Genomic DNA, 14,143 nt, shown 5'->3' with positions numbered 1-14,143 from the left:
GAGCGTCGGGAATGCTCGCAGATGCAGTTTCACTTCGACAGACAAAGATTCGCTGTCGTTTTTTGCGTCATTACCCTTGTCAGCGCGTCTTGCGTAACCAAAATTCAATAACTGAAAATCATTGTGTTGCTTCGCTGGCTAGATAGCCGCGAGTCAGATATGCATGAGCACGCCGGGTCACTCACGACCGTCGGCAAAACGCAAGGGGCATCGCATGGCAAAGACGACAACCAAGGCGCCGGCGGCGAAAGCGCCGGCAAAGAAGCCGGCAGCTAAGGCTGCCGCGAAACCTGCAGTGAAGAAGGCAGCAGCACCGAAGGCAGCCGCCAAGGCTCCGGCCAAGGCCGCGGCGAAACCCGCCGCCGCCAAGAAGCCGGTCGCCAAGGTCGCGGCGAAGCCCGCCGCCAAGGCAGCAGCCAAGGCTCCGGCCAAGAAGCCGGCCGCCAAGCCTGCCGCGAAGGCAGCGGCAAAGCCTGCCGCGAAGGCAGCGGCAAAGCCTGCCGCCAAGGCTCCGATGAAAGCCGCCGCCGCCAAGTCGACGGCAGCGGTGAAGAAGGCGCCGGCAAAGAAGGCGCCTGCCAAGAAGTAATCGCGTAGCTTCGCGCGCGAACCGACAGGTGAGGGCGGGCGCATTAAGGTGCCCCTCTCGCCAGTTCGGCGTGATAGCGGGCGAGGTTGGGGCGCACGCTCCTGAAGCTCCTGGAATTTTGCCATCCGGCAAACTTCCGGGAGCTTTTTTGTTGCGGCGGCAAGAGCAGATCGACACGATCGTTCCGATATGCCGGGCGAGGGTTCCTGTTTTCGCTGCGCCACGTCGAATCCGCGACAACCAAAGGAAGAGGCGACTGCTCATGGTTTTGGAGCTTACCGTTCGTCGGGCCAGCGACGACGAGGCGGACGCGGTGAGCCGGGTGATCGTGGCCGCCCTGCGGGAAACCAACGCCAGGGACTACGCGCCGGACATCATTGCCCGTGTGGAACAAAGCTTCAGCCCGTCGGCGATGCTGCAGTTCTTCAAGAAGCGCGAGGTACTGGTGGCCATCGTCGGCGACAGAATCGTGGGAACCGCAAGTCTGGATGGAGCGATGGTTCGAACCGTGTTCGTCGATCCTGAATTTCAGGGGCGTGGCGTCGGCAGGCTGCTGATGTTGAAGATTGAGGAAGCGGCGCGGGAGAACGGCGTGACGGTGCTGACGGTGCCTTCCTCGGTCACGGCGGAGCCATTCTATTCGAAGCTTGGCTTCCGCTCGGTCCGGGACAGTTTCCACGGCGACGAACGAACCATCATCATGGAGCGATCCGTGAAATAGCATCAGCAACAGCTCTGGGCGGCAGGATTTGGCGGTGCTGGCCGTTGCCCTGATGCGTTCACTCGGTCAACAGTGCGCCCGGACAATCAGGAACCCTATCATGCCGAAGCTGCTCTACGCCTCCACGTCACCCTACAGCTCGAAGGTCCGCATGGCGGCCGCCTATGCCGGCATCGTCATAGACCTTGTGCCGGTCAGGACCGAGGACAAGCCGGCGGAGCTGATATCGGCCAATCCGCTGGGCAAGATCCCGGTGCTGGTGCTGGAGGACGGCCGCTCGATCCACGACAGCCGCGCCATCACCCAGCATCTCAACCGGCTGTCGAAGAACGCGCTCTTCCCACGCAATCCGGACAAGCGGCTCGAGGCCGAAGTGCTGGAGGCGCTGGCCGACGGCATCTGCGACTGCGCGCTGTCGATGGTCTATGAGCGGCGCACGCGTCCTGACACCATGGTCTATCAGCCCTGGCTCGACCGTCAGTGGGCGAAGATCATCGCCGCGCTCGACCTTCTCAACGCCAATCCGCCGAAACTGCCGAAGAAGATCACCGCCGGCCAGATGGCGTTGCGCGCCGCCCTCGGCTATCTCGCGCTGCGCTTCGGCGGGCAGTGGGAGAAGGGCCGCGGCCGGCTGACGCGCTGGGCCGCCCGCTTCGACGAGAAGTTTCCGGGGCTGAAGGGATGCGTGCCGGGGTAAATACAGCCAATCTCTCCCGCAAGGGGGGAGATCGGCAGCTTCGCCGGCAGCGCCCCCATATTGAATTGTCGCCTGGATTCATGATTGCATAGGCCGCAAATAGCGGAGGTGGTGAGCATGGCGAAGTCAGTCACCCAAACCAGCGCCGTCGACCCCATGGTGGAACGCCTGCGCGCGGCGCTTGGCTCGCGCGCCTTCACCGAACAAAAAATGTTCGGCGGCACCTGCTTCATGCTCAACGGCAACATGCTGATCGGCACCTCGAAGCGAGGCTTGCTGGTCCGCGTCGGCAAGGCCGCGCATGCGGCCGCCGCCGCCCGTCCGCACGCGCGGCCGATGGAAATGGGCGGGCGCTCGATGGAAGGCTATGTCCATGTCGCACCGGAAGGCACCGCGACGGATGCCGATCTCCGGGGCTGGCTCGACCGCGCGCTGGCCTTCGTCGAAACTTTGCCGCCGAAGGTCAAACCCGCAAAGGTCGCAAAGAAGCGCACGTAAGCCGCTGTCTCTCACCACCTTCTGTACTGTGATGTGTCAGTGTTGTTGAGCTGGCTTTGAGGAACGCACAACCAAAGGGAGGGAGCGATGGCGTTGAGCGGACATTGCATGTGTGGGGCCGTGACCTGGACATACTCCGGCAGTGTCACGCGCAATCTGGTCTGCCACTGCGCCGATTGCCAACGCGCAACGTCCTCTCCCTTCACAGCCTTCCTGGGAATGCGGCCGCAGCAGCTGAGCTGGAGCGGCGACATCAGGCACTATGAAAGCAGCCCTGGAACGTTCCGTGGGTTCTGCCCATCCTGTGGCTCGCGCCTCTATTTCCGCTCGGACAAATGGCGCGACGAGGTCCATGTTCATGCGGCCACGCTGATCGGCCCGGGCGAATACCAGCCGCACGCGCAGGTCGTCATGCGCTCCCGGGCGAAATGGCTCGACCAGTTACAGTCGATCCCGGTCCATGAAGGTTTCCAGCGGGATCCGGCGGACTAAAAGCGCGTCGCGCTGAAGTGAATTCAGGCGACGCGCTTTTAGTTTTGTTTTGATGCATGTCGTTCGCCCAAAACCGCTGCACACTTTTGGGCGACATCCATTGGCCCTCTGTTGAGAGGCTCCGGCTGGTCGCCAGCTGTAGTCGTCCAGACGCCGGACACAAAAAAAGCCGGGTGCAAGGCCCGGCTTTTCCGTGTCGTGGCTTGGACGACTTAGAACTTCATACCGACGCCGAAGGTGACGCGGTTGTCCTTCGACTTGACGTTGCCGAGGGCACCAAAATCCTTGTCGCCGTAGTCGGTGTAGCGGTACTCGACGCGGCCGAACACGTTGTCCGTGATCTTGATGTCGGTGCCGACGCCGGCCGTCCAGCCGAGCATCGCCTTGCTTTCGTCGGTGGCGGTGACGCTATCCGTGATCTTCTGGTTCTTGGCGGCGAGACCGCCGGTGCCATAGAGCAGGATTTCCGGGGTCACGGAATAGCCGAGACGAGCGCGCAGCGAGCCTTCGAGGCCGCCCTTGGCGTTGATGCCGGCGCTGTCGCCCTTGACGCCGTTGTAGCCGAGATCGGCTTCAGCGCCGTAGACGAAGTTCTCCTGCTGCCACTGATAGCCGCCGAAGACGCCGCCGATGAAGCCCTTGGTCTTCACGTTGACGCCGGCGTCGCGTGCATCGGCATGGCCGCTGAAGCCGTAGCCGAGGCTGATACCGGCATAGGGGCCGGCCCAGGAAGCGACGGGGAGTTCGGCGACCGGGGCGGGGGCCGGCGGCTCCTCGGAAACGACGTCTGCGGCATAGGCGGTACCGCCGAGGGCGAAGAGCCCGAGCGCAACCGCCAGCGGCCGCGCAAACTTGAGATTGGCTTGCATTTTTGTTTACTCCTTAAGCCACAAGACACTAGGCTTTTATGTTCATGAATGCCCCGGCCCGTCCGGGGGGATAAACGGGCCTGGCGCTCAACGGTTCCAAATGTCGTGCTGAAATGCGGCTGAACCGAACCTGAACTTGGGTCATTCCCCGGCGCGAATGAGGCCGAAAGGTGACGTTGCATCTTCGCAACAGCGAATGTCAGCAGGCTAATCATGTTGCGCTGCACACCGCTTGGTTCAACGGGTCCGGCGGCATATATTGCGCCATGAGAACGCCCGAATCCGGGCCGGCAAGCGTGTGCGCGGGCCGCTTCGCCACATTCCTGCCCCAGGTGGAAATGGCATTTAACGCTTGGCCCGTCATATTGTGCCGGCTTCCCGGAATCGTGAAGCCGATTGAGGATTGACAACATGAATGAAGCCGCCGGCGTGGCGCTGGTGACGGGTGGGGCGAGAAGGATCGGCAAGGCGATCGTCGAGGATCTGGCCGCGCATGGCTTTGCCGTCGCCATCCACGCCAACCGTTCCGGAGCCGAGGCCGAGACCCTGGCCAGCCGCATCAGGGAGAAGGGCGGCCGCGCCGCCGTGGTTGTTGCCGACCTCACCGACATGGACGCGGTCGGCGATCTCGTCGGCCGTTCCGAGGCCGCCCTTGGCCCGGTCACGCTGCTCGTCAACAATGCCTCCTTATTTGTCGACGACCGTGTCGAGGATTTCGACTGGCAGGCCTGGGACCGTCACTTCGCCATCCATGTGAAGACGCCGGCGCTGCTTGCGCAGAATTTTGCCCGCGCCTTGCCGGAAGGTGCCGACGGACTGATCGTCAACATCATCGACCAGCGTGTCTGGCGGCCGACGCCGCGCTATTTCTCCTATGCGCTGTCGAAGTCGGCTCTGTGGACGCAAACCCAGATGCTGGCGCAGGCGCTGGGGCCGCGCATCCGCGTCAACGCCATCGGCCCCGGCCCGACGCTGAAGAACAAACGCCAGGACGAAGATGATTTCGGCAAACAGGTCGAGGGCCTGATCCTCAAGCGCGGCCCGCAATTGCCGGAATTCGGCGCCACCATCCGCTATCTCTGGGAAGCGCGCTCCGTCACCGGCCAGATGATCGCGCTTGATGGCGGCCAGCATCTTGCATGGCAGACGCCCGATGTGACAGGCATGGTGGAATGAGTCCCACAGCCAAAAGAAACGGCGCCGCCGACGATTTGCCGCCCGATGTCGACCCCGATATCGACATTGAGGATGAGGCGGCGGAGGAGATCGTCGAGCCGGAAGCGGTTCCCGCCGGTCCCGATGTCGCCTTCACCGCGATAGACTGGACGCCGCATGCCGGCGATGCGGACGGCATGGTCGGCGCCGAGGTGATCCAGACTTTCGTCAAGCGGCTGCCCAACCAGCCGGGCGTCTACCGCATGATGAACGCTGCCGGCGACGTGCTCTATGTCGGCAAGGCGCGCAGCCTGAAGAAGCGCGTCACCAACTATGCGCAGGGGCGCTTCCACACCGCCCGCATCGGCCGCATGGTGCGCGAGACGGCGACGATGGAGTTCGTCGTCACCCGCACCGAGATCGAGGCGCTGCTGCTCGAGGCGAACCTCATCAAGCGGCTGAGGCCTCGCTTCAACGTCTTGATGCGCGACGACAAGTCGTTCCCTTACATCCTGCTCACCGGCGACCACGTTTCGCCCGGCATCTACAAGCATCGCGGCGCGCGCTCGCGCAAGGGCGACTATTTCGGCCCGTTCGCGTCGGCCGGCGCGGTCGGGCGCACCATCAACTCGCTGCAGCGCGCCTTCCTGCTGCGGAGCTGCACGGATTCCTTCTACGAGAACCGCACGCGGCCCTGCCTGCTCTACCAGATCAAGCGCTGCGCCGGCCCTTGCACCGGCGAGATCTCGCACCAGGGCTATGCCGAGCTGGTCGCCGAGGCGAAGGATTTTCTCTCCGGCCGCAGCCAGAAGGTGAAGACCGAGATTTCGGCCGCCATGCAGCAGGCCTCCCAAGAACTCGATTTCGAGCGCGCCGCCATCTATCGCGATCGCCTTGCGGCGCTCTCGCATGTGCAGGCGCATCAGGGCATCAACCCGCAGACGGTCGAGGAGGCGGATGTCTTCGCCATCCACCAGGAAGGCGGCCAGACCTGCATCCAGGTCTTCTTCTTCCGCACCGGCCAAAACTGGGGCAACCGAGCCTATTTCCCCAAGGCGGATCCGGCGCTGGAGCCGGCCGAGGTGCTGGGCTCGTTCCTGGCGCAGTTCTATGACGACAAGCTGCCCGCGCGGACGCTCCTCCTTTCCCAGACGGTACAGGAGCAGGAACTGCTTGCCGACGCGCTGTCGACCCGCGCCGGGCGTAAGGTAGCGATTTCGGTGCCGCAACGCGGCGAGAAGAAGGATCTGACCGACCATGCGCTGCAGAACGCCCGCGAGGCGCTCGGCCGCAGGCTGGCCGAAACCTCGACGCAGGCGCGGCTGCTGCAGGGTTTTGCAGAGACCTTCGGCCTGCAAAAGCCGCCGGTGCGCATCGAGGTCTACGACAACTCGCACATCATGGGCACCAATGCCGTCGGCGCCATGGTCGTCGCCGGGCCGGAAGGTTTCGTGAAGAACCAGTACCGGAAATTCAACATCCGCTCGACCGAGATCACGCCGGGCGATGATTTCGGCATGATGCGCGAGGTGATGGAACGGCGCTTCTCGCGGCTGCTCAGGGAGCATGGCGACGCCAAATCTTCGGACGCGGCGGGCGCGGAAGCCGAGGACGAAGCGGGCGAGGACCTTGTCGGCGGAAACGGCAGCTTCCCGGCCTGGCCCGACGTCATCCTGATCGACGGCGGCCAGGGCCAAATGACGGCGGTGCGCAAGATCCTGTCCGATCTCGGCATCGAGGACCGTGTCGTGGCAATAGGCATCGCCAAGGGGCCGGACCGCGACGCCGGGCGCGAGCGCTTCTTCGTCAAGGGCAGGGACTCTTTCATGCTGCCGGTGCGCGACCCGGTGCTCTATTTCGTTCAGCGCCTGCGCGACGAGGTGCATCGCTTCGCCATCGGCTCGCACCGCGCCCGCCGCAAGAAGGAGATGGTCAAAAGCCCGCTTGACGAGATCGCCGGCATCGGCCCTGGCCGCAAACGGGCGCTGCTGCTTGCTTTCGGCACCGCCAAGGCGGTCAGCCGCGCCGCGGTCGAGGACCTGGTCAAGGTCGACGGCATTTCCGAGCATGTGGCGAAGCTGGTCTACAACCATTTTCATGACAGCTGACCATTCTTGCGCCTATTTTCGGCTGACCAATCGAATCTCGCCTGTTGACCCCCCACATTGGCTTCTGATTTGAGTAGGCAGGCGGAGAAGAGTTCCCGATCGATATGGCCCAGCGCGCTTTCAACCTGCCGAATATCCTCACCTACGCCCGCATCATCGCGGTGCCGCTGGTGGTGCTGTGCTTTTTCCTCGAAGGCCATCTGAAATCCTCCGACTTCGCCCGCTGGTCGGCGCTGGTCATTTTCCTGCTCGCCTCCATCACCGACTATTTCGACGGCTACTTCGCGCGCGCCTGGCAGCAGACCTCCAACATCGGCAAGATGCTGGACCCGATCGCCGACAAGCTGCTGGTCGCGACCTGCCTGCTGCTGCTTGCCGCCGACACCGACCGTCATGCCGGCATCGCCGGCTGGTCGCTATGGGCGGCGATCATCATCCTGTGCCGCGAGATCCTGGTCTCGGGCCTGCGCGAATATCTGGCGGCGCTGAAAGTGTCGGTGCCGGTGACGCAGCTCGCCAAGTGGAAGACGACCATCCAGATGGTCGCCATCGCCTTCCTGCTCGTCGGCCCTGCCGGCGACAAGATCTTCCCGCTCACCACCCAGATCGGCCTGGTGCTGCTGTGGATCGCGGCGCTCGTCACCCTCTATACCGGCTACGACTATTTCCGCGCCGGCCTCAAGCACATCATGGACGAGTGAGATGTCGACGAAGCTCATCTATTTCGCCTGGGTGCGCGAGCGGATCGGCAAGCCGGAGGAGGATGTCGAGCTGCCGGCCGGTATCGAGACTGTCGCTGACCTTTTGCGCTGGCTGAAGTCGCGCGGCGAGGAATACGAAAACGCGCTGCAATATCCGGACGTCATCCGCGTCGCCATCAACCAGGAACATGTCGGCCATCGCGAGAAAATCGCGGGCGCGCGCGAGATCGCGCTGTTTCCGCCGATGACCGGGGGCTGAGATGGCGAGCACGATAGTGCCGACCATTCGCGTCCAGCGCGAGGATTTCGACGTCGCCGCCGAGATCGCCGCCCTGACGAAGGGCCGCGCCGACATCGGCGCCGTGGTCACCTTCTCAGGGTTGTGCCGCGACGAAGAGGGCGCGCTCACGGCGCTCGAGCTCGAGCACTATCCCGGCATGGCCGAGGCCGAGATCGGCCGCATCGCCGCAGAGGCAATTGCGCGCTGGCCATTGCAGGGGCTCACCGTCATTCACCGTCACGGCAAGATCGCGCCGGGCGAGAACATCGTGCTGGTGGTTGCGGCCTCCGCGCACCGGCAGGCGGCCTTCGAGGCAGCGAATTTCCTGATGGACTATCTGAAGTCGCGCGCCCCCTTCTGGAAGAAGCAGCATCGTGCCGACGGCTCCGAAGGCGGCTGGGTCGAGGCCAAGGAGGCCGACGACGAAGCCGCCGGCCGCTGGAAGGCGTCAGACCGGTAAAATTCCGGCCGCGGTCATTGATTGACCGCAATCCTTCCCGACCTTGCAAATCGGTTTGATTTGCTTGGCGGAGCAGGGTCATGCTGGACAAGATTGCGGAATTCTTCATCTTCGGTCTCGTGCCGCTGGTGGTCGGCGTGCTTGCCGTGCCGGAGCTCACCTGCGCCGCCGAACAGACGCTGACGGGCGAGGTGACCTATCGCGAGCGCATCGCGCTGCCGCCCAATGCCGAGCTTTCGGTCGAGCTCGCCGACGTCTCGCTGGCCGACGCGCCGGCGACGATCATCGGCCAGCGCAAGATCGTGCCGGCCGGCCAGGTGCCGATCAAATTCGAGATCAGCTTCGATCCCAAGGCGATTCTGCCCGGCAGGACCTATGCGCTGGAGACCCGCATCACCGTCGACGGCCGGCTGCTGTTCATTACCGATACCCGCCACCAGGTCGATCCGCTGGATGGCAAGCCGCAAATCCTCGTGCTGAAGATGGTGGCGCCGGCCACCGCGCCGGACGCAGAGGCGTTCTATGGCCAGAGCTGGCTCATAGAATATATCGACGGCATCGGCGTCATCGCCGACCCGCAGGCGACGTTCCGCGTCAGCGAAGCCGGCAAGGCGGGCGGCAAGGGACCTTGCAACAGTTACTTTGCCACCGCCAAGGTCGATGGCGAGAAGATCGCCATCGGCGACATCGGTTCGACCAAGATGGCCTGCGCGCCGGACGTGATGGCGCAGGAGAAGGCGCTGTTCGACGCGCTCGGCAAGGCTGCGTCATACCATGTCGACGCCGGCAAGCTCGTCATCGCCGACAAGGACGACCGCGTGATCCTGCGCTTCAACGCCGCGAGCTGAGCGTAGTTTTGGCGGAGAAATCTTTGATGCCTGGGGGACGGAGGGGGCGCGAAGGAACACGATGCTGCGTCTTTTCCTTGCATGCAACGACAATATCTCACGACCGCCGGAATAATCCGGGCGCGCGAAGCGTTAACCTTCCTACACGGCGGGCAGGCAAAAGGGACATGTCCCTTCACTGAAGCCGCCAGACCGAATGCGCGGCTCGATCTGGCCACTCAAAGGAGACCAGATATGAAAAAGCATGCGCTCATTCTTGCCGCCGCCGGCGTATCGCTGATTGCCTTCGCCGGCTTTGCCAGGGCGGACGACCATCTGTTCAATGCCACCGAGCATGGCCTCAGCCTCGACAGCCAGCCTTACCAGACCAACAAGGCCGGCCATAGCGGCGACCTCGCGGCGGGGCAGGGCAGCCCGTTCACAGGTGCCGACACCCAGACGCCGGCCACCGACAACGAAACGGCGAACGATCATGCGAATGTGAAGGATCGCCAGCCGAAGTGACGTCGGCCCGCCGCAAGGGGCGGCGGGTTTTCCTGTTTGTCGGACCTGCTTCGCCCAGGTCGATCAACCCTGCGGTGGCTGCGGTGCCGGCGTCAGGCCGAAACGGCGCATCAGGTCCATGATCCTGGCGCGGTCGGGCGGACCACCGGTGCTGAAGATGGCGAATGCCTCGCGAAAATACTCCGGCCCGATCGCCGCCGGGCTCACCATGCAGAGCACCTTGGCGGTTTCGGCGGTATTGTTGTCGAAGCGATGGACTGCGCCGCGCGGGATGCAGAGCGCTTGGCCCGGCCCGACATCGTGCTTTTGGCCGTCAACCGTGAGCGTGAGTGTGCCCTCGATCCCGTACATGGTTTCCTCATAGTGGTCGTGGCTGTGCGCCGGGGCGAGCAGGCGTTGCGACCCGGGTACCGTCAGCTCGAACGCCGCGATGCTGCCGTTGGACTGCTCGCCGGTGAGCAGGAAGCGCACGGCGAGGCCGCCATGGCTGATCGTCTCGTCCGCTGGATTGACACGGACCCGGCTGGCTTTCTCTAGCATTTCATCCTCCCATATGGTAAATCCAATTTACCGATTGAGTAAACTCAATTTACCGAACTGTCAATGGCACAATCCTCTGATGAACCGCCAAAGAAGCCTCCTTTGATCGGCGCGTTGCTGCGTGTGCCGGCCATGGCCATCCATCGCAAGCTGATCCGGGAACTCAGGGCGTCCGGTTTCGAGGACCTCAGCCCGCCGCATATGGCGGTGATCCAGTACCCCGGCCCCGACGGCATGCGGCCGAGCGCGCTTGCCGAGCGGGCCGCCATGAGCAAGCAGGCCATGAACCAACTGCTGAAGACACTGGAGGGCATGGGCTACATTACGCGGTCCGTCGCGCCCGACGACGGCGGCGGGACGGTCGTCAATTTCACCGACCGCGGCCGCGCGGCTTATCAGAAGATGGCTGACGTCCTGTTGGACATCGAGCGCGAATGGGCCGAGGAGCTTGGCGAGAAGCGCTTTCACGACCTGAAGACATTGCTCGGATCGCTTTGGGACACACCGCTCATCCGCTGAAACCGCAGCGCTAGCGCGGGGCCGTTCCGGGCGTCGAACAGTCGAACGTCAGGGTCCCCGGTCTGGCATAGGCAGCGAGTCTGGATCGTATGGGCGCGCCGGCGATCTCGAGAAGCAGCTTTCGGCGGATCGCGACTTCGAACATGGCGAGATCGTTGATTGCGATCACGAATGCGTCCGGCCCGCCTATCACGCAATGCTCGTAATAGAGCGAGAGATACTGCCCGGTGAAGGATTGAAAGCCGTTGGCGCCGCCGTGCGGCAGCGATACCGGCAGGCCGTTGATGGTGATACCCAGTCCTGTCAGCATATCCCGCATCGGCCCGACCGGCGGACCGGCATTGTTCGGGCCATCGCCGGATATATCGATCACCCGGCGCCCTCCCGCCGCTCGGCTGTGCGCCAACAGGCCGGCCGCCGCCAGCAGCCCGCCGGAAATCGACGTGCCGGCCTCCGCGACGATCGGCTTCGTGGCGAGGGCGTCAGCGAAGTGCTTCGCTTCCTCCGGACTGCCGACGATTGTCCATGGCAGGAGGACGGTCTGATGCCCCGGCCCGGCCCACTCCAGATAAGAGACCGCGATCGCACCATTCGCGCCCGATCCAATCGCCCTTGCGATGTCGGGATGGCGAAATGCGCTGACATAACCGTCGCGTTGAACCCGCTGCTCGGCGAGACTCATCGAGGAAGAGACGTCGACGGCGAGGACCAGTTCGAGGTCGACGCCCGGCTTTCGGAGCCCACCGGCCGCTATTGGCGAGCAGGGGCTGCTGGCGAGGAGTGCCAGTGCCAAGAGACATGATGGTCGTGCCGGCCCCGATCTCTTGGGCGGGGCGGGTCTATTCTTCCAGCCAAGCATTGCTGCCATCCGACGTGGCGCGGCGCCTTGCGGTTTCGGCAATCCAGTGAGGAAATCTGCGCTGACAGACGGATGCGCACTTCACCCGAACGGGTGAGGGCATCAGTTAGAGTCTTGAAGGCACCCGCAAGCGCGCGAGCAACGCCGCGAGCTCGGCTTGGCGGTGCGTTCCAGTTTTGGCGAGGATCGCCCTGAGCTGGGTTCGGGCCGTTTCACGGCCAATCTCCAGTCGCACGCTTGCTGCTTCGATGCCGTCGCCGGTGGTAAGGCTGGACGCCAGCCGCGCCTCGGCCGCCGTCAGATGGAAAGCCTGGCGCAGCAGCCGCGCCGATGGCGACTGTTTGCTGACAAGATCGGTGAAGCAAAGCAGAAAATCGCCTCCATTGAACAGATCGCGCACGAAAGACGTCATCGGCACGACCTCGGCCAGAAGCCAGAACGATCCGTCCCGTGCGACGACTTCCGGTTCTGCCAGAAAAGTTCCATCCCGCGCACTCGCGACGGCAGCGTGAATAATTCTTTGAAGGCGTGAATCGCTCTCGCGATCTGTCGCGTGGATGCGGCCATGCCGGACCACGAGGCCGGAACCAAACAAGCTGTCCGCGTGCTCGTTGCAACGTCTCAGACAGCCGCGGCTATCGAGCAGCACTGCGGCGCAATTGAACTGGTCGAGCATAGCCAGGGTGGGGTCGAGTGAGACCTCCCAGATCTTTTCGGCCAGGCTCACGATGCAGGCCAGGTCCGGCGCCACTCGCAGGAAATGATCGGCCTCGGACGTGTCAAACGGTCCCTTTGAGGCAGCACGGTACATTGACAGGACCCATCTGCGTCGCTTGACCAGGAAAGCCACGACGGCCCACCACTCGCGATGCCCTCGACGGGCTACCTCCTGGTAGTAGGGCAGGAGCCTTCTTTCCTCTGGCGTGGAGATTTCGTCTTCGACCGTGAAGCAGGTCGCCGGTTTCGGCAGCAGGGGCTCCCGGGATGCGGGTCGGGCGCGTCTTGGGCGTTCGCGACCCAGATCTCCGTGAATTCAGCGTGTTCCAGCGAGTCCGGCGTCGGTTTGGTTCGCTTGCTTTGATCGGTGCGGAACGGATGCGTGCTGTCGCAGGTTCGGATAACGCAACTCGTGGCGCCCAGGGAATCGGCCAGGTTCTGCAGTGCCCGCGGCCACCGCCCGAATTCGAAGGCGGCGTCGTAGCAATCATCAATCGCGCATGCGACGTCCCGGCTGGCAGCCATTCGAGTTGCCCTTCGTTGTGGACGGGCCACCAATGGATCATATTAGCACGGGCTTGCGGGCACGAAAAATGGAAGCAAACAGGATGCGTGGCCGCGGCCGGATTCAAATCGCGAGGCTTTTTGCAAGAGGGGCTGTGAAGCGGGCCTTGTGCCGTCACGGTTTTGATCGACCTGGCAATTCCATCCGATCGATTGACCCGAATCTCGGAAGCACCTAGTTTCACCCGTACAAAATGGGGATGGGGTTCCCCCGAAACCGCTCTTTTGGGCTGATGACTCCTGCCAGGCGTGCTTTCGCGCGGCAGGATTTGTTTTTTCCGCTCGCATCATGCCTCCTTTGATCACGCGATTCCCGCGACGGGGTCGCCTTTGGAAAGGCATTGAAGCGATGACCCTCGCGGCTTGCGCCCTGGTCCTGATCGGCGGATTTTGCGGCGGCATTTCCCGCTTCTTCCTGTCGGGCATCGTCGGCCGCAGCGTCGGCGAGACCTTTCCGTGGGGAACGCTGGTGGTCAACGTCACCGGCGCGCTGGCTATCGGCGCGTTCGCCGGCGCCGCGCGCGCGGTCGGCGGAGTCTTTTCCGCCGAACTCGTGCGTGACCTGATCGTGGTCGGCCTGTTCGGCGGCTACACCACGGTTTCGTCCTTCTGCCTGCAGACGCTGAACCTGGCGCTGGATGGCGAAAGGCGGCTCGCCGTCTTCAACGCCGTCGCCTCGGCGGCGCTCTGCGTGCTTGCCGTCGCGCTCGGCTTTTGGGTCGTCGTGCGGATGGTAGGGTAGGCGTCATGTCCGGAAACGACAGACAGACGGCCCTGCGGCTTTATCTGGCAGTCGGCTGCGGCGCGGCCATCGGTTCGCTGGCGCGCTTCCTGTCCGGCTATGTCATCGTGTCGCTGCTGGGCCTGAGCGCGCTTTACGCCACCGCTTTCGTCAACATCGTCGGCTCCTGGGTCATCATGTTCTTCGCTACGCTGACCCGGCCGGACGGGCGCCTGATGGTCGGCCCGGCCGGGGGCCCGCGGGGGGCGGGGGGGGGGGGGGGGGGGGGGCGCGCCCGCGC

19 protein-coding genes and 1 riboswitch are annotated in these 14,143 nt (G+C 63.9%); of the genes, 15 read left to right on the top strand and 4 right to left on the bottom strand.

The window, feature by feature from the left end; all coding sequences use genetic code 11:
* Positions 1-214: 214 nt before the first annotated feature.
* The 5 genes from AC4FWB_RS03395 to AC4FWB_RS03375 all read left to right on the top strand — a co-directional run bounded on the left by AC4FWB_RS03395 (position 215) and on the right by AC4FWB_RS03375 (position 2,997).
* Positions 215-589: a hypothetical protein gene (locus AC4FWB_RS03395; RefSeq protein ID WP_491024359.1), complete on the top strand. Its 375-nt coding sequence runs from the start codon at positions 215-217 to the stop codon at positions 587-589.
* A gap of 262 nt (positions 590-851) precedes the next feature.
* Positions 852-1,310, top strand: coding sequence for a GNAT family N-acetyltransferase (locus tag AC4FWB_RS03390; protein ID WP_491024358.1), 459 nt, complete (start codon positions 852-854; stop codon positions 1,308-1,310).
* Positions 1,311-1,410: 100 nt separating this feature from the next.
* A complete protein-coding gene (locus AC4FWB_RS03385; RefSeq protein ID WP_491024357.1) occupies positions 1,411-2,007 on the top strand; it encodes a glutathione S-transferase family protein in 597 nt (198 codons plus the stop codon).
* A 117-nt stretch (positions 2,008-2,124) separates the two neighbouring features.
* The gene (locus tag AC4FWB_RS03380) at positions 2,125-2,505 is read left to right on the top strand and encodes a TfoX/Sxy family protein (protein ID WP_491024356.1); all 381 of its coding nucleotides are present in this window, start codon (positions 2,125-2,127) and stop codon (positions 2,503-2,505) included.
* Positions 2,506-2,592: 87 nt separating this feature from the next.
* Entirely contained in the window at positions 2,593-2,997 is a 405-nt protein-coding gene (locus AC4FWB_RS03375; RefSeq protein ID WP_491024355.1) for a GFA family protein, read from the top strand.
* 212 nt (positions 2,998-3,209) lie between these two features.
* On the opposite strand, the gene AC4FWB_RS03370 is transcribed toward AC4FWB_RS03375, so the two are convergent.
* Positions 3,210-3,866: an outer membrane protein gene (locus AC4FWB_RS03370; protein ID WP_491024354.1), complete on the bottom strand. Its 657-nt coding sequence runs from the start codon at positions 3,864-3,866 to the stop codon at positions 3,210-3,212.
* 411 nt (positions 3,867-4,277) lie between these two features.
* Here AC4FWB_RS03370 and AC4FWB_RS03365 point away from each other — a divergent pair, with 411 nt between their 5' ends.
* The 7 genes from AC4FWB_RS03365 (at position 4,278) to AC4FWB_RS03335 (ending at position 9,922) form a co-directional block, all read left to right on the top strand.
* The gene (locus tag AC4FWB_RS03365; RefSeq protein ID WP_491024353.1) at positions 4,278-5,042 is read left to right on the top strand and encodes an SDR family oxidoreductase; all 765 of its coding nucleotides are present in this window, start codon (positions 4,278-4,280) and stop codon (positions 5,040-5,042) included.
* A complete protein-coding gene (uvrC, locus tag AC4FWB_RS03360) occupies positions 5,039-7,129 on the top strand; it encodes an excinuclease ABC subunit UvrC (RefSeq protein ID WP_491024352.1) in 2,091 nt (696 codons plus the stop codon). Before AC4FWB_RS03365 ends, uvrC begins: the two co-directional genes overlap by 4 nt.
* A 104-nt stretch (positions 7,130-7,233) precedes the next feature.
* Positions 7,234-7,830: a CDP-diacylglycerol--glycerol-3-phosphate 3-phosphatidyltransferase gene (gene pgsA / locus AC4FWB_RS03355; protein WP_059186210.1), complete on the top strand. Its 597-nt coding sequence runs from the start codon at positions 7,234-7,236 to the stop codon at positions 7,828-7,830.
* Between the two features lies 1 nt (position 7,831).
* Positions 7,832-8,089 (top strand): molybdopterin converting factor subunit 1, encoded by a 258-nt coding sequence (gene moaD, locus AC4FWB_RS03350; protein WP_127861528.1) that lies wholly within the window; start codon positions 7,832-7,834, stop codon positions 8,087-8,089.
* Between the two features lies 1 nt (position 8,090).
* A complete protein-coding gene (locus AC4FWB_RS03345; protein WP_491024351.1) occupies positions 8,091-8,570 on the top strand; it encodes a molybdenum cofactor biosynthesis protein MoaE in 480 nt (159 codons plus the stop codon).
* Positions 8,571-8,650: 80 nt separating this feature from the next.
* The gene (locus AC4FWB_RS03340) at positions 8,651-9,418 is read left to right on the top strand and encodes a YbaY family lipoprotein (RefSeq protein WP_491024350.1); all 768 of its coding nucleotides are present in this window, start codon (positions 8,651-8,653) and stop codon (positions 9,416-9,418) included.
* Between the two features lie 234 nt (positions 9,419-9,652).
* Positions 9,653-9,922 carry a hypothetical protein gene (locus tag AC4FWB_RS03335; protein WP_491024349.1) on the top strand — a complete coding sequence of 90 codons (270 nt, stop codon included), beginning with the start codon at positions 9,653-9,655 and terminating at the stop codon, positions 9,920-9,922.
* 63 nt (positions 9,923-9,985) lie between these two features.
* On the opposite strand, the gene AC4FWB_RS03330 is transcribed toward AC4FWB_RS03335, so the two are convergent.
* A complete protein-coding gene (locus AC4FWB_RS03330) occupies positions 9,986-10,462 on the bottom strand; it encodes a cupin domain-containing protein (RefSeq protein ID WP_491024348.1) in 477 nt (158 codons plus the stop codon).
* A gap of 102 nt (positions 10,463-10,564) precedes the next feature.
* Here AC4FWB_RS03330 and AC4FWB_RS03325 point away from each other — a divergent pair, with 102 nt between their 5' ends.
* Positions 10,565-10,981, top strand: a complete 417-nt coding sequence (locus AC4FWB_RS03325) for a MarR family winged helix-turn-helix transcriptional regulator (RefSeq protein ID WP_491024347.1) — start codon at positions 10,565-10,567, stop codon at positions 10,979-10,981.
* 10 nt (positions 10,982-10,991) lie between these two features.
* On the opposite strand, the gene AC4FWB_RS03320 is transcribed toward AC4FWB_RS03325, so the two are convergent.
* On the bottom strand, positions 10,992-11,774 hold the full coding sequence (locus AC4FWB_RS03320) for a DUF1194 domain-containing protein (RefSeq protein ID WP_491024346.1): 783 nt from the start codon (positions 11,772-11,774) through the stop codon (positions 10,992-10,994).
* 172 nt (positions 11,775-11,946) lie between these two features.
* Positions 11,947-12,651, bottom strand: coding sequence for a helix-turn-helix transcriptional regulator (locus AC4FWB_RS03315; protein ID WP_491024345.1), 705 nt, complete (start codon positions 12,649-12,651; stop codon positions 11,947-11,949).
* 657 nt (positions 12,652-13,308) lie between these two features.
* A riboswitch (Fluoride riboswitch) is annotated at positions 13,309-13,371 on the top strand.
* Positions 13,372-13,470: 99 nt separating this feature from the next.
* Here AC4FWB_RS03315 and crcB point away from each other — a divergent pair.
* Together crcB and AC4FWB_RS03305 are read left to right on the top strand one after the other, a co-directional pair.
* Complete coding sequence (gene crcB / locus AC4FWB_RS03310; RefSeq protein ID WP_491024344.1) at positions 13,471-13,863, top strand: fluoride efflux transporter CrcB; 393 nt, start codon at positions 13,471-13,473, stop codon at positions 13,861-13,863.
* Between the two features lie 5 nt (positions 13,864-13,868).
* A partial coding sequence (locus AC4FWB_RS03305; protein WP_491024343.1) for a CrcB family protein occupies positions 13,869-14,143 on the top strand: 275 nt, incomplete at its 3' end.

Source organism: Mesorhizobium sp. LEGMi-168a (genome assembly GCF_058312955.1).
The sequence above is the reverse complement of the archived record's forward strand: the minus strand, read 5'-3'. Positions and strand labels throughout refer to the sequence as shown.

Bases quoted from the DNA above. Each gene is read 5' to 3' on its own strand.
- crcB (WP_491024344.1), top strand. From the start codon at position 13,471: ATGACCCTCGCGGCTTGCGCCCTGGTCCTGATCGGCGGATTTTGCGGC.
- AC4FWB_RS03330 (WP_491024348.1), bottom strand. From the start codon at position 10,462: ATGCTAGAGAAAGCCAGCCGGGTCCGTGTCAATCCAGCGGACGAGACG.
- moaD (WP_127861528.1), top strand. From the start codon at position 7,832: ATGTCGACGAAGCTCATCTATTTCGCCTGGGTGCGCGAGCGGATCGGC.
- AC4FWB_RS03385 (WP_491024357.1), top strand. From the start codon at position 1,411: ATGCCGAAGCTGCTCTACGCCTCCACGTCACCCTACAGCTCGAAGGTC.
- AC4FWB_RS03370 (WP_491024354.1), bottom strand. From the start codon at position 3,866: ATGCAAGCCAATCTCAAGTTTGCGCGGCCGCTGGCGGTTGCGCTCGGG.
- AC4FWB_RS03395 (WP_491024359.1), top strand. From the start codon at position 215: ATGGCAAAGACGACAACCAAGGCGCCGGCGGCGAAAGCGCCGGCAAAG.
- AC4FWB_RS03315 (WP_491024345.1), bottom strand. From the start codon at position 12,651: ATGTACCGTGCTGCCTCAAAGGGACCGTTTGACACGTCCGAGGCCGAT.
- AC4FWB_RS03390 (WP_491024358.1), top strand. From the start codon at position 852: ATGGTTTTGGAGCTTACCGTTCGTCGGGCCAGCGACGACGAGGCGGAC.
- AC4FWB_RS03380 (WP_491024356.1), top strand. From the start codon at position 2,125: ATGGCGAAGTCAGTCACCCAAACCAGCGCCGTCGACCCCATGGTGGAA.
- AC4FWB_RS03345 (WP_491024351.1), top strand. From the start codon at position 8,091: ATGGCGAGCACGATAGTGCCGACCATTCGCGTCCAGCGCGAGGATTTC.
- pgsA (WP_059186210.1), top strand. From the start codon at position 7,234: ATGGCCCAGCGCGCTTTCAACCTGCCGAATATCCTCACCTACGCCCGC.
- AC4FWB_RS03365 (WP_491024353.1), top strand. From the start codon at position 4,278: ATGAATGAAGCCGCCGGCGTGGCGCTGGTGACGGGTGGGGCGAGAAGG.
- AC4FWB_RS03340 (WP_491024350.1), top strand. From the start codon at position 8,651: ATGCTGGACAAGATTGCGGAATTCTTCATCTTCGGTCTCGTGCCGCTG.
- AC4FWB_RS03335 (WP_491024349.1), top strand. From the start codon at position 9,653: ATGAAAAAGCATGCGCTCATTCTTGCCGCCGCCGGCGTATCGCTGATT.
- AC4FWB_RS03375 (WP_491024355.1), top strand. From the start codon at position 2,593: ATGGCGTTGAGCGGACATTGCATGTGTGGGGCCGTGACCTGGACATAC.
- uvrC (WP_491024352.1), top strand. From the start codon at position 5,039: ATGAGTCCCACAGCCAAAAGAAACGGCGCCGCCGACGATTTGCCGCCC.